This is a genomic window from Thermodesulfobacteriota bacterium (genome assembly GCA_036482575.1).
In the GTDB taxonomy this organism is placed as follows: domain Bacteria; phylum Desulfobacterota; class GWC2-55-46; order GWC2-55-46; family JAUVFY01; genus JAZGJJ01.
This window is the reverse complement of record JAZGJJ010000209.1, coordinates 1-14,049: the sequence shown is the minus strand read 5'-3', so window position 1 is coordinate 14,049 and position 14,049 is coordinate 1. Positions and strand designations below refer to the sequence as shown.

Annotated in this window: 10 protein-coding genes; 7 read left to right on the top strand and 3 right to left on the bottom strand. The window is 56.1% G+C overall.

Going from position 1 to position 14,049, the window contains the following annotated elements; genetic code table 11:
• The 3 genes from V3W31_09330 to V3W31_09320 all read right to left on the bottom strand — a co-directional run.
• A partial coding sequence (locus V3W31_09330) for a 4Fe-4S dicluster domain-containing protein (protein MEE9615127.1) occupies positions 1–825 on the bottom strand: 825 nt, incomplete at its 3' end.
• The gene (locus V3W31_09325; protein ID MEE9615126.1) at positions 826–2,373 is read right to left on the bottom strand and encodes an FAD-binding oxidoreductase; all 1,548 of its coding nucleotides are present in this window, start codon (positions 2,371–2,373) and stop codon (positions 826–828) included. It abuts the gene before it with no gap.
• 232 nt (positions 2,374–2,605) lie between these two features.
• Positions 2,606–3,799: a glycosyltransferase gene (locus V3W31_09320; GenBank protein ID MEE9615125.1), complete on the bottom strand. Its 1,194-nt coding sequence runs from the start codon at positions 3,797–3,799 to the stop codon at positions 2,606–2,608.
• A gap of 347 nt (positions 3,800–4,146) precedes the next feature.
• On the opposite strand from V3W31_09320, the gene V3W31_09315 reads away from it, so the two are divergent.
• The 7 genes from V3W31_09315 to V3W31_09285 all read left to right on the top strand — a co-directional run.
• Complete coding sequence (locus V3W31_09315) at positions 4,147–6,282, top strand: glycosyltransferase (protein MEE9615124.1); 2,136 nt, start codon at positions 4,147–4,149, stop codon at positions 6,280–6,282.
• Positions 6,283–6,286: 4 nt separating this feature from the next.
• Positions 6,287–7,951 (top strand): glycosyltransferase, encoded by a 1,665-nt coding sequence (locus V3W31_09310; protein ID MEE9615123.1) that lies wholly within the window; start codon positions 6,287–6,289, stop codon positions 7,949–7,951.
• Positions 7,935–8,933 (top strand): glycosyltransferase, encoded by a 999-nt coding sequence (locus tag V3W31_09305; GenBank protein ID MEE9615122.1) that lies wholly within the window; start codon positions 7,935–7,937, stop codon positions 8,931–8,933. The genes V3W31_09310 and V3W31_09305 overlap by 17 nt, the downstream gene beginning before the upstream one ends.
• Before the next feature lie 3 nt (positions 8,934–8,936).
• The gene (locus V3W31_09300; protein MEE9615121.1) at positions 8,937–10,274 is read left to right on the top strand and encodes a phenylacetate--CoA ligase family protein; all 1,338 of its coding nucleotides are present in this window, start codon (positions 8,937–8,939) and stop codon (positions 10,272–10,274) included.
• An 8-nt stretch (positions 10,275–10,282) separates the two neighbouring features.
• Positions 10,283–11,650: a hypothetical protein gene (locus V3W31_09295; GenBank protein MEE9615120.1), complete on the top strand. Its 1,368-nt coding sequence runs from the start codon at positions 10,283–10,285 to the stop codon at positions 11,648–11,650.
• Entirely contained in the window at positions 11,596–13,608 is a 2,013-nt protein-coding gene (locus tag V3W31_09290; GenBank protein ID MEE9615119.1) for a radical SAM protein, read from the top strand. The genes V3W31_09295 and V3W31_09290 overlap by 55 nt, the downstream gene beginning before the upstream one ends.
• A gap of 49 nt (positions 13,609–13,657) precedes the next feature.
• The coding region (locus V3W31_09285; protein ID MEE9615118.1) for a hypothetical protein at positions 13,658–14,049 on the top strand (392 nt) is incomplete at its 3' end.

Genomic DNA, 14,049 nt, shown 5'->3' with positions numbered 1-14,049 from the left:
TTGAAGGCTGTCCGCCCCGGTCGGTATGGCAACGCGGTTCAGGTCAAGGTTCGTTTTAACCCCGGTATCTTTTATTACCCGGTCGTATAGACGGATAAGCCGTTTATGGTCGTTGTTAAAGGCGCGGCTGTCGATTACGAGCAGGTCGTCCGGACGAAGGGCCTCTGTTACTTCTTTCATGGCAAGCAGGGTCTCGCCAAGAGAGGCGATTTTTTTTGCGGATAATCTTTTCCTTAAGTGCGAGATAGTTGTTCCGCCCGTTGCGACTATCCTGCGCGCATTTTCAGTGAATCCGATCAGACTCTTCAGCGCTTCGTCCGGCTCGGCAAGCCCGGCTTCAAGCGCGTCCGAGTCGAAACAAAAAACACCGACCTTGCGCGTACCTCCAAGGAGCGAAACTATTTTATCAATAAGCCCGGCAAGGGCTGCGTCGCTTGATGAGTCTTTGTCTATTATAAGCGCAACCTCTCCTGTCGTGTTCCCCTGTTTCACATTATTGTTATCAGCGAGTTCCGGGTACCAGTCGGGACGGCTGTCTCTCCGCTTGTTCAGCGCCCGGCGCTGCCTCAATGTAAAGCCCGTTATGTCGTTGTTGTCAACGGGGCAAACCGGCTCACACGCGGCGCAAAGGATGCACTCGTCGATTGCTTCGGCGAGTTCGGGAATGTCCGCGCCCCACTGAAGCGCTTTCTTGCGTCCGTGCGCCGTCTTTCTTATGTCGCCCGTACTCTTGAAGACGGGGCAAGGGAGCAGGCAAAGCCCGCACCCCCGGCACGTCCTGTATTCCGCGCCCGACAGCACGTCGACTTTAATGCTTTCTTCCATCTAAAATACCGTGTTCTTATTGAGTACCGACGCCGGGTCCGCCTTTTTTTTCATTAACCGGTGTCTGTCCACGACTTCGTCGCCGTACAGACGCCTTATGTAGCCTCTCATCATGCCGCCAAACCGGTAGCAGCAAAGACCCGTGTCGACGGCGATGTCGTATATTTCGTTTTTGAACCTTTGCAAATAATCGCGGCTGTGAGCTTCTTTCTCCGCCACCGGCTCGAACTCGCAGCCGTAGGCAAAGCGTTTTGCGCGCTCGGATATGCACGACATTTCGTAACGCGCATTGTCACTGCCGTCGCCCATTTTCTTTATACCGACGCAGTACATTGTATAGTATTTAAAGTATTTTTTGCAGACCTCGTTCCCCCGCATGACCGCCTCGACAAAGTCATCTTCTCCCGTGGAGATATCGGGTATGGTCATTTTCTTGTCTCCCCAGTGCCTCCACACCGCGCGCGAAAATAGAACGGTCCGGTCTACGACCTTACCATCTTTATCCATGTGTTCGCTTCGCTGCAGGTCGGGGAACAGGGTAAAGCGCCTCTCGGCAAGAAAGAGCGCTTCCTTGAAACGCCATGGGCGAAGGCCGTAATACAGGGCCGACCTCAGGGCAAACCCGAGTTCACCGTGGCCTCGAAGCCTTATTTCCGTATGTTCAAGGAATGTGTTTTCGGCCTCGTCCGTGTCGAACGCCACAAGCAGCGTTATGGCTTTGTCCATAATCGTTAAAATGCCGGAGTAGTCGGCCAGTTCCCCTTCCACGATAAGGCGAAGGTCTTCCATGGCCGAGCGCAGCGAGCTATAATAATAGTAGTGCATCTTAAGCGGGGTAAAAGGACGTATCTTTAAAACCGCCTCCGCTATCACCCCGAACTGCCCGTACCCGAAGATTACTCTATCGAACAGCTCTTTATTTTCCGTTGCCGAACATTCGACGACTTCACCTGTCGGCGTTACGACTTTGAGCGCAAGGGCCTGATCCGCGCTGCACCCGAATTTGGCCGAGTTTATGTCCACGCCTCCGACGCCGAGCACGCCGCCGACGGTCGAGGTAAAGTTGAGCGGGGCCGAGAGGTAATCGAGCCCCTCCCGGCGCAGCTCTTCGGCCAGATGATGCCAGAAAATTCCTGCCTCGGTGCGTACGGTCATTGTTTTCCTGTCTATTGCGATTACCCGGTTGAGTGATTGCATGTCGATTAAAAGCCCCCCGAACGCAACGGCCTCGCCTTCCGTGCCAAGCCCTCCGCCCCGGACGGTTACCGGGACTTTGTGTTTTTGGGCCGCCTTTAATACTGCCGCGATGTCATCGGCCGACCCCGGCCTTAATATCCCGTGCGGCATGCCGTAGGCAAGCCCGCCCGCGTCCGTAACGAAAATAGAGCGGTCGGCCATGGCCTCGCTTACCTGTAATTCAAGCCCGGCCTTGCTCTGCTTAAGCTCTTTTTTAAACCCCTCCCACCCGGTCCCGTCCCATCTTTTCGGGTTGGTCTGGACGCGCGGAACGCCGCGTAAGGAGTCCGGCGCGACGTTATCTAAATGCATTGTCCCCTGTAAAGTCATGTAGGCCTTCTCGCACTTTTTTTGAATGTAATTAATTATTATAATATTTCGGGCGGAGATAGTACAGGGGGGAAATAAGTGGTGGCGGGGCATGATGCGCTACTGCTATGGAGCATACAAGAATGGGCTGATCACGGATTTCAACATACCACCGGATGAGAAAAATAGCATCATGGGTGGACCGGTTTGGGGGGGAGGGGGAGGGGGGGGAGGGTCATTGGGACCGGCGCTTTTCTTCCCACTTCTTTATCAGCAACTCTTCCACCCAATCAAGGCGTTTGTCCCAGGTATAGCGCCGTGCCGTCTCCAGACACCTAAGCGGGTCGGGTGATTTGCCGTTAAGGGCATCTGAGACGGCACCTATGAAGTCGTCCCTGTCTTTCACCAGCACGCATACATCGGAGTGCTCGCGCAGGGCCGGCAGGTCGGTCGACACAATGGTCTTTCCGGCGGCCAGGTACTCGAAGAACTTCATCGGGAACATGGAGGAGGTATAGTCGTTCAAGCTGCTCGGCAGCACGCAGAGGTCGAGGCCGCGCAAATACTCGGGCAGGACATCGTAAGGCCTCTCCCTGAGCAAATGGATGTTGGGGCGCCTGAGCAGTGTGTCCGAAGTCGAGGGCTGGCCTTCTCCGACCGTTCCGATCAAGACCCAGTGCCAGTCCTCTCTCGCCTCGGCAATGCGTGCTATGAGTTCTATGTCCACCTTGTAGTCGCTTATGGCGCCGATAAAGCCTATACGCGGAGAGGGTATCCCCTTCAGATCCTCAGGGATGGGCCCCGGCTTGCGGGCCTTTGAGAAGTGATCGAAGTCGGCGACGTTTGGGAAATAATGGGTATTGCCCGGGTTCCACTTGGAACGCGTCTCCTGCAGTTTGCGGCTTGTGGTAAATACCAGGTCCGACTTTTCGACGAGTTCTTGCTCCGCCAGGGAGAGCGCCTCGGACGCCATGCCCGGGGCCGAGGGAAGGTCGTCTACGCAGTGATATACCAGCATGGACTCTCCAAGGCGGCCGGCAAGCTCCACGCTAAGAGGATTATATGTCCAGAAGATGGGGGCCTGAAACCCTATTCGCTTTGAATAGCCGCGTATAAACGAGCATAATATTTTAGTGTTAAACGCCCTTACCCATGCACGGCTGTGAAAAGGGATTACAATGGGGGAGTAGACCCACAGGTTGTCCCGGACCTTTTTTACGCCGCCCGCCCCCTTTGCAAGACGCCCCATCACCCTCGAGGCGTCCATGCCCCCGGCAACCGGCCTCCTGAGGCCAATGGACTCCACGTACAGGACGCGGTACCCACGCTTCACAAGCCGTGCCGCGGTGTGCTGCTTGTTCGTCCAGAGGGTGTTGTCCCAGTCTGCGGTGGAAAAAAGTATTATATCTCTGGGTAGTGAGGGGTTCAATTATCTACCGGTGCTTTTAAGGTACGCACCCCTTGCCATAAGGTGGGGGGGACTTCAATGGCCGGACATCCATGCCCTTGCCGCAAGGGACGGGGGGGAGGGGGGAGGATATCGGCGCCGGATACTTCACCTTTTGATTATATATCTTTTGCCGTGCATGCGCAAGGAAAGCCGGTGGTCCAGGGCACCGGAAGCAGGTATCGGATGGGAACTTACAAGAGGTTAAGCGAACCCTTTCAGGGGTGGTCGTTAACTTGCAAAGGTGTCCGCAGGTATGATAATTTGTATGTTTGCGGAATAAGCTCGGGAGAACCACTCTGTGGGGTTGAAAATACAGGAGATGCTGCATGCTTGACATAGGGGTTATAATGCCGGAACTGGTCAAATACGGCGGCGCCGAGAGGTTTATTATCGAGTGTGTCACGCGCTGGCAAAAAAAACACCGGATAACCCTGTACTCGACCAGGTTCGCAAAGGATATCCTCCGGGAGCACGGTGTCAACGAGGACGTTAAGCTTATAGAGCTAAGCCCTTATTTCGAAGGGCCCCATGCCATGTTCCTTAACGCGGGACTGCTTCCCAAGGTGTGGGAGTGCGAGATAGGCGCCCACGACGTCTACCAGACCAACCTCTGTCCCACGCACCTGATAGACGTCCATCCGGTCGTATGGTGTCCGCACGAGCCTTCACGGATGATCTATGATCTGAAGTACGACCAGCCCTACTCTCCACATAATCAAAAAACCAACATCCATGTGTACCCCAAACACACATACGATACGATCGAAGGCGACATGCACCAACCCTACGCCAAGGCAGCCATCTTTCTCGATAAGTTGATCGCGGCCGACACGATAGTAGCAAACAGCCGTTTTGGCGCCGCCTACCTTGAAAACGTCTATAATAGAAAGGTATCCGCCGTAGTCTACCCGGGTGTTAACCTCGACGATTTTCTCCACATGCCGCCGGATGAGAACATATTGCTCACCGTCGGACAGTTGTGGCCCCACAAGAGGATAAAGCTCATAATCGAGGCGGTCAAGTATATAGACGACGTCCAGCTTTACGTTGTCGGCAACGGCCCCGAGCGGGACAGGCTGAAGGAGGCGGCCTACAAGCTCGGGATATCGGACCGGGTGTTTTTCCTCGAGGGACTCACCAACCACGAAGTACAGATACTGTTTGCGCGATGCCTGGCGGTCGTCTTCACTCCCATAAGGGAGCCCTTCGGCATAGTCGCCCTCGAGGCGATGGCCGCGGGAAGGCCGCTTATAGGCGTAAACGAAGGGGGGTTTACGGAGGTGGTGGACTCTTCATGCGCCTTCCTCATCCCGCCCTCCCCCCATGCCATTGTGGAAAAGGTACGGTACTTGATAGACAACAAGCACGTTGCGAGGGAAATGGGGGCCGCCGGGCTTGAAAAGGCGCGGGAGTACACGTGGGACAGGACCGCGGACACCTTAATGTCTATAATAGAACGGACCCACGGGGAATGGAAAAAAAAGAACAAAAAGAGAAAAGCGCCCGTGGTCAAGGAGAGAAAGAAAACCCTTTTCGGGGCGCACTACTATTGCTGGTACGGAGACGGGCTTGGAGCAAGCCACTGGAACGACAACCTGGAAAAGGGCGGTGTTACCGACATGCCCACCATGGGATATTACGCATCGTCTTACGGAGTGACCATTGAGAACCACTTCGAAATCATGGAGGGGGCCGGGGTGGACTTCGCCATACTGAACCTGCACCTGGACTATGGGGGGTACAACGACTATGAGCTTGCCTCCATCAAAAATATCCTGAGCATTGCAAAGGACAAGGACAGCCCGCTCAGGTTCGCCGTTAATCTATGCCTCTATGATTTCCGGGAAGAGGACCTCGAAGAGGTAATGGGCATCATAAACCGCGACCTTGCCGGCGCGGACCACTATTTAAGACTCAACGACAAACCCGTAATATTTATCTTCTGGACCGGGCTGCTGGACGGCAGCAAAAGGCACGCCGACCTCCTGGATAAAAGCTGCAGCGGGTTTATAAAGATCGCAAACAGCCTCAGGCTTAACGCGAAAGACGAAGATAAAAAGACCTTCGGTCTTTTCGACGGGTTCAGCCTCTACTCTCCGCTTGAACTCATAGCCGAAAAGAACTGGGAGAAGCTGTGGCAGAAGTCCTACGAAACAAGCGTTCAAAACGACGGCATCAGGGTCGTTACGATATCTCCGGGATACGACGACTCTCACCTGAAGGACGACGAGCGTGAGGACAACACTTACCGGGTGGTGGCGCGCAACAACGGCAAAACATACGCGCGGATGATAGAGTTCGTCCTCTCACAGGAGACCCCACCGCACATGGTCGCCATAACGACGTTCAACGAATATCACGAAAATACCCACATAGAGCCGTCCGTAGCCCACGGAACGCTCTACATGGACATGACGAGGGATTTCATACTCAAGGGCAGGAAGAAGTGGGACGGGAGGTAGGAGCGTGAAGGCAACAAAGCCCGTATTTATATATACCGACAAAGACTCGCTGGATTTTTCTTCGAAAAAGACGGAGACCTTCGACCTTTCCTTTCCCCCCTCTGTCGCCGAAGGCGAGTACTTTGTGGTCATAGACATCTACTCCTCCACGCACCATGTACACCCCGGGGGCCACATAGGCTGGTGGAAGAGCCCGCAGCTTGCGGGCACTGCGGGTGAGCGGATGCGGGTTAAGCTCCGGCATGACAAGGCCGGGTTCAGCGTTTTTTTCCCCTCTTTCCCCGGCTCCGGCAAGCCCGATGAGCAGTGGGTCAACCCCGAATGCGAGAGAAATGACGGGGACGTCCTTGCCGTCCACATAGTCCTTAGAAATGTCGAAACCCGTGCCGTAGACTTTGTGGACGTCGTATATCTTTACAGGAGCAAGGGACCGCTCAAGGAAGCCTCGGACCGCCGCCTCGCTCTGGAGCGAGATTCAGGGCCCGTCGACGAGATGGCCCGCCTCTGGTATCGCTGGCCAGGGGGCGGCACGCTGCGTATTGCGGCGCCCAATATCATCGAAGGCGACGCCATAGGGAACTTCTGCATTAACATGTTCAGGCTCTTCAAGGCGAACGATATACCCTGCGCCATGTACGCCGCCGGCTTCGACCCGGCCTTGAGGGGCGCTATAAAACACGTGTCGGAACTCCTGAAGGATGCCGGGGAATCCGACGTAATACTGCTTAACTTTTCCATCTTCGACCCTTACCTGGACGCCGTGTCGAAGCTTCCGGCCAGGAAGATACTCTTTTACCAGAACGTAACGCCCCCTCGCATGTTTCAGGTATACGACGCCGAGTTAGCCGGCTACTGCGCCAGGGCGTACGGGCAGTACCCTCTGCTCCGGCGCTTTGACTCCTTGATGGCCAACTCGGAGTTTTCAGGAAAGGCGCTTAGAGAGGGGCTGGAAGAAGAATTGAAGAAGGAAAAGCAAGAGGGCGAGGCGGCGGCGACTGAAGGCGGCGCGGGCATTTCGCCTGACGAGATACTCATTTGCCCCCCCCTTATAAACGCACGCCGCCTGGACTCCGTGAAAAAGGAGGAGATGGACCTGCCCTCGGCCGGGACACTGCTTCTCTACGTGGGGCGGGTCGCGCCCAACAAAAAGATAGAAGACCTCATCAGCCTTTACAGCGAGTACCACGGGCTGAACCCCGACTCGGCGCTCATCATCGTTGGCGGGTGCGCCCTAAGGGGCTACGCCAACTATATCGAGTACCTGCTGAACACCCGTTATTCAAAGGTGAAGGACAAGGTCCATATGCCCGGCCATGTATCGGACGGACAGCTTAAAACGGTCTACGAGAGGGCTTCCGCTTTTATAACCATGAGCGAGCACGAGGGGTTTTGCGTACCCCTGGTAGAGGCCATGCGCTTTATGCCGCTCTTTGCGTTCGCGCAAGAGGCGGTCGTGCAAACGCTTGGCGAAAGCGGCAGGGTCTTCCATGAAAAGGATTTCCCCGCCGTGGCAGCGGAGATCAACGGCGCCCTGGAGGAAGAACGCGAGCATGCAAGGATAATGAAGCTGCAGAACGAGAGGTTCTCCGAGATATCCGGGAACGCTGACGGAAAGCTTATCCTGAAGGCCGTCGAAAGGGTTATGTTCAAAGATGCGGGTAGCCTTTAACACCTATTCCGCCGCCTTTGACTGTCCGGGCGGCGGTGAGATACAACTGCTTAAAACAAAGGAGGCCCTTGAAAAGAGGGGGATGGAGGTCCTGCTTTTAGACCCCCGGAAGCCCGACTTGAACGGGGTGCGGATCGTACACCACTTCTCGGTCCAGGGCGGCAGCATGGAGTTCTGCTCGCACGTAAAGGAGAACCTGGGCCTGCCGCTTGCGGTCTCTCCGATACTGTGGCTCGGCGGGGACAAGAGCGCCTACCCCCTGGACGAGATAGGCAGGCTCCTCAACCTCTGCGACATCATACTGCCGAACTCAACTGCCGAGCTCAAACTGCTTTCGGAGTTTTTCGATATACCCGAGGGCAAGTTCCATGTGACAAGAAACTCCGTGGACCCCGAATTCGCGGGTCCGGTGGAAGGAGAGCTCTTCAGGGAAAAATTCGGTGTGAAGGGGCCGTTTCTCCTTAACGCAGCCAACATCGAGCCGAGAAAAAACCAGCTGAACCTGATACGCGCTGCCGGGGCCATGGGCATGGAGTTGATCCTCCTGGGCAACGTAAGGGTCGGGACTTATTTCAACGCCTGCAAGGAGGCCGGGGGTAGCGGCGTAAGATACCTGGGGTACGTCGAGCACGGCAGTGAACTTCTAAGGTCGGCCTACAACGCATGCGAGGCCTTTGTCCTGCCAAGCCTTCTTGAGACTCCGGGGCTTGCCGCCCTGGAAGCCGCCGCGGCAGGGGCCAGGGTCGTCATAACCGGCGTCGGGCCTATTGAGGAATATTTTGCCGACATGGTCACCCGTGTAGACCCGAACGACCCCGACGACATAAGGCGCGGCATTGAGACCGAACTCGCCGCCAGGAGGGATAACTCCCTCTCGAAAAGGATTATGGAGAACTTTACCTGGGACAAGACGGCCCTGGAAGTCCAGGAGGCCTATGAAAAGGTGCTTGGAGGCCCGGCCGCGCCTCCCGGGGGAGGTTAAGCCATGGGAGCCGGACACATAAAAGCGTACCTCCTTTACCCCTTTGTCGAGGCTATGCAGAAAAGGGATATCAGGGGCAAGCTCGATGTCATGAAAAAAGATTGGAAGAGGCCCTTTAAGGAGAGGCTTCCGGCCGGAGAGCGCTCGCTTTGCCGGACCCTTGCCATGGCCGGCACCCATGTGCCCTACTACCGCGACCTCTTCAAAAAGGTCAAGTTCGACCCCGAGAGTGTCGCAAGGGACGTATCCTACATGAACGAACTCCCCTTTCTCACCAAAGAGATCGTCCGGGAAGAGGGCGAACGGCTCTTGAACGAAACCTTCGACAGGAGGTCGCTGCATGTAAGAAAAACCGGGGCCTCTACCGGGCCCTCGGCCCTTATCTACTACTCCCGGGACGCACTGGACCGGACCGCCGCCGTAAACCTCTTTGTGCGCGAGTGGACGGGTAAAAAGCGACACATGAAGGAGCTCCACCTCTCCAGCCGCCTCATGGAGACGCCGCCGCTCAAGGACAGGGTAAAGGAGGCGGTGAAGTGCCTTGCGATGAACAGGGTAAACGTCCTGACCGACTCCTTTGAACCGGACTCGTTGCAGCGAGTATGCCGAAAAATCAAGGCGGCCAGGCCGTACTACTTAACGGGCCACCCCTCCACCCTTTACGCGCTGGCCCTTCATGCGAGGGAAAGGGGGGAGAGCCTTGCCGGAACGATCAAGGTCTTCGGGTCGAGCGGCGAGGTGTTGAACAGGAAAAAAAGGGGGACAATCGAGGAAGTCTTCGGCTGCAAGGTCTTCGACTGCTACGGCAGCGCGGAGTTCGGTGTCGTGGCCCATGAACTTGCCCGTGAAAATGTTAAAAAAAACGGTGCGGCGGAGACCGAACAAAAAATCCTCGACTTTATCGTATGGCCGGAAACCCTGGATACGGATACGGGTGATAAGGAGATAGTGCTCACGGGCCTTACCAACGACGCCATGCCGCTAATAAGGTACAGGACGGGCGATATGGGAGAGATAGAGAGACGCGATGACGGGTTTTATCTCGGAAACGTCCAGGGAAGGACCCATGACCTCGTGAAGATAGGCGGAAGACGCTACCCGACCCACTACATCCAGGACCTCGTAGACCGCATGGAGGGCATAGACGAGTTCCAGCTGGAGCAGCGAGAGGGGCTTCCGCTCCTCCTGCGCCTCGTGACGAGCGATACGGCCGACAGGGACGAGGTCAGCCGGCGCGTAAAGCTTTTGTGGGACGGCCGGGTCGAGGTCGAGTTCTCGGATTTCAGCGGCCTTAAGAGGGTCGGCTGGAGGAACAAGTTCAGGTACGTGGTAGCGGAGTGAGAACAAAAATGTTCAAGAGCAATAGAAAAATATACTGTTCCGCCGGGCTCTCTTATATACTCCTGCTCCCAAACGGGGACGCATACCGCTGCATGGCCGACTACAACGCAAGGCGCAGTCCGCTCTTTAACGCAAAAGACGGTTGGACTCCGCTGGAAAGGCCGGAGCTCTGCACCCACCAGAGATGCTACGCCCACTGCGATGTCGACTGGGCTACCAAATGGATATTCGAGGACGGCAAGGCCGAGCCTTTAGTAGTCAGGGCGAACTGCATAAACGACGAATTCATCGGTTCGTATGAAAAAAGAGTTCACATCGACCAGACCTTTGAAAGGCCTTTTCAAGGGGACGCCTTCATTGCCTGGCTGCCGTCGCTTGTCTGCAACTATACGTGCAACTACTGCGGCAGCGCCGCGGGTGTTTTCAAATACGAGAAGTTCCCCTCTTCGCTTCCCGAGCTTTCATGCGAAAGCTGGACCTCCGTCATGGAGGAGATCCTTTCGAACTACGACAGTATATCCCTGGTGGTCTCGGGGGGAGAGCCCCTCCTTTCAGAGGCGACAGTCCCGATAATAGAAATGGTTTCAAAAAGATTCAAGGTGAACATCTGCACCAACTTAAGCGTAGACCCGGCCGGGCTTGCGGAAAGCGGCATCACGCCCCAGGGCTCGCCCGACCTGGAAAGGGGCCTCCGAATCACGGCCACCCTGCACCCCACATCGAAGAACTTCGACGAAGGAAAGTTTTTCGATTCGCTTCTCTATCTCAAAGAGAAGGGTTTTCTCGTGAGGGCGGCCTTTGTGGGACACCCCCTGCAGCTTTCCATGGCCGAAGAATATAAAAAACGCTGCGAGGAGTACGGTATCCACTTTTTTCTTCTGCCCTGGTGCGGCAGTGACAACGACGGCGTCATCGCGAGCTACACGGAAGCCGAGCGCGAGCACTTTAACAGGCTGACCCCCTCTTACAGGAACATGCGAACGCAGACCGACCTTTTCAGCCCAAGCTATACGCTTAAGACCTCTTGTGATGAAGTTCGGCTAAAGCAGGGGGAGAGCTTTGTGCTCAGGGGAGAGGTCCTGAACACCGGTGACGTCACCTGGCTCAATAAGGACAGGAACGAGGAGGACTCTTTTAAGGTCGGCGGCAGGGTTATGCGCGAAGAGGGCAATAAAGGTGCTTTGCGGGAGTTCAGGGGCAGCCTCCCGGACGCCGACATTGCCCCCGGAGATTCCAGCGGCTTCGAGCTTACGATAGACTCTGCGGAGCTTAAAAAGGGACGCTACACATTAAAGCTCGATATGGTAAAAGAGGGCTCGTTATGGTTCGAGGAGATGGGGGCAAGGCCGAAGAGGCTCGGACTTACCATAATATAGAAAGTGAATTTAATACTGTGGCGGAACAGGACTCTTTCTTAAAAAACATCACTCTTGTGGAGGGCTTCTACGGCCTGGAGCAAGGCCCGGAAGGCAGGTTCGTGTGGACGCAGAGGCGCTTCACCGTTGAACTGAACGGGGGTACAACGGGCAGGGATTCCTTGAAGTTCGACTTGGGGAATAATTCCCCCGATAACGAGATGAACCTTTCCATAAAGACCTCGGCCGGGGAGACGCTCGGGCTCTTTAACCTGACCCACGGAAGGGCCTCGTACTTCCTGCGCGGCCTCCTCCCGGACGAGCGGCCGCTCAGCCTGGTCTTCGAACTGGACCGGGCCCTTCCCCCGGGTCTTAAGGGGAACGACCCGAGGGAGCTCGGCGTGAGGGTGCTCGATATGCTTCCCTTTTCCATGGACCCGGGCCGGGCGATGCTCGATGCGGAGCCGTGGACGGCAAGGCCGCCCGAGGACGTGTACATAGAGACCACGACCAGGTGCAACTTCAAGTGCGTCATGTGCGAGCACATAAGCGGCAAGATAGATAAGGACGACGACTTTCCGATCGAGCTTATGCCGCGGGTGATGAACCACGTTAAGACCGCCCGGACATTCTGCCTGCAGGGCCAGGGTGAGGCGATGCTCTCTCCCACCTTCAAAAAAACCATACAGGAGCTTCGCCTCGATAGTCCTAAAGTGGTATTGAATACCAACGGGAGCCTCATGAACGAGGAATTTACGGAACTCTTCCTCGGGGGCCAGGTCCTCACCGTCTCCTTTTCCATGGACGCCGCCACGGCCGGCCTTTACAGGCTTATCCGCGACCAAGACTTCGACGACATATGCTCAAGGATAAAGAGGTTCATCGACGCGCGCAACAGGGCAGGGATGTGCTACCCCGAGGTCATGATGAGCATGACTCTGATGCAGAAGAACCTCGAGGAGGCCCCGGCGTTCGTCGAGCTCGTCAAAAGGCTCGGCGCGGACATAGTGCTCTTTCTGTGCATCGGAGAGGATGAGGGAAGACGCTGGGTCGTCGAAAGAAACGGCTATAGGTTCGACTACGGTAAAGAGCTCCTGAGCGCCGACCCGGAGAGGGCGAGCACTTATTTAAGAGAGGCCTTCCGCAAAGGCGAAGAGCTCGGCATAGAGGTGAGGCTCGACCCCATGCGCAAGGCCGTTTACTCCGAGCCCCCGTCCCCCCCGTCCGGGGACGAGGCGGAAGAAGCGGCGCTCGCGGGCGTGCCCGAGGCCCTGCGCTACCACGAATTCGAACCAAGGGACTGCCCCGTGGCCTGGAAGATGACCTATATAGCGGTCGACGGGGCGGTAAATCTATGCTGCCTCAGCAACCGTATTTACCACCTCGGGTACCTGCAGGAGGTCCGGGACCTTGAAGATCTCTGGAACGGGGAGAGGGCCAGGAAGTACAGGTATCTGCTCGCCGCGAACAAGCTCCCCCCGTTTTGCAGGAACGCCCCCTGCAAGTACATTGCCGCAAGAAAAAAGGCGGACAAAATAAACCCCTCTATCTACTCTATCGGAGAAGACAAAGACGTCCGGACAAAAGGGCTCTATCCGTCCAAGGCCATGAAGTTCTGGTACAGGAGCTTTAAGTACAGCTGGACCGACGGCAAGGCGGAGCTGTCCATACCCTGGCAGGAGGGCGGCAAGGGCGAACACCTCGAGACCGGGCCCGAACACCTCCAGGTAATGTTTTACAGCGAAGACATGGCCCAGGGAAAGAAAGAGGTGGAGATAACACTCGACGGGGAGGCTGTCTTCAGCGGCCCGGTCCCGGTCGGGTCATGGAGCGAGGACGTACTGCTCGGGCCGGAGCTTTCGAGGAAGCTTGCGCCAAGAGGGCACGTAAGGGTCGGCATAAAGAGCGACACCTTTATTCCACCGGGCGCTTCTCCCGGGCCGCTCGGTGTCGGGGTGGTCCTGGTCGCCCTGGACTGACGGCTTATAGCATGACGGACAAATCCAACAACAAAGAGGAGGCTACAAAATGAGCAAGGATATAAAGATCGGGGTCTACTACTTCTCGTGGTACAACGAAAAGCACTGGAGTCTCACCCCTCACAAGCACACGCCTTATATAGGGGAGTACGACTCCGCCGACCCGAAAACCACAGAGTGGCAGATGGAGCTTATTAAAGAGTCGGGCATAGACTACGTCATATTCGATTTAGTACCGACGACCGATTGGACCTTCGAGACAATGCAGGCCTCGGTTGAAAACGCAATAAAAGAACTCAAAAAGCTTGGGCTGTCCTGGTCTTTTTTGATAGATACCCACGTCGGCCCGCCGAACGTCTTGAGGGAGAAGCAGAGCAAGCTTGGCGCAATGGGGGAGCTTATCCGATACATCGAATCCCGGGGCTGGGACGAGGGGCTTGT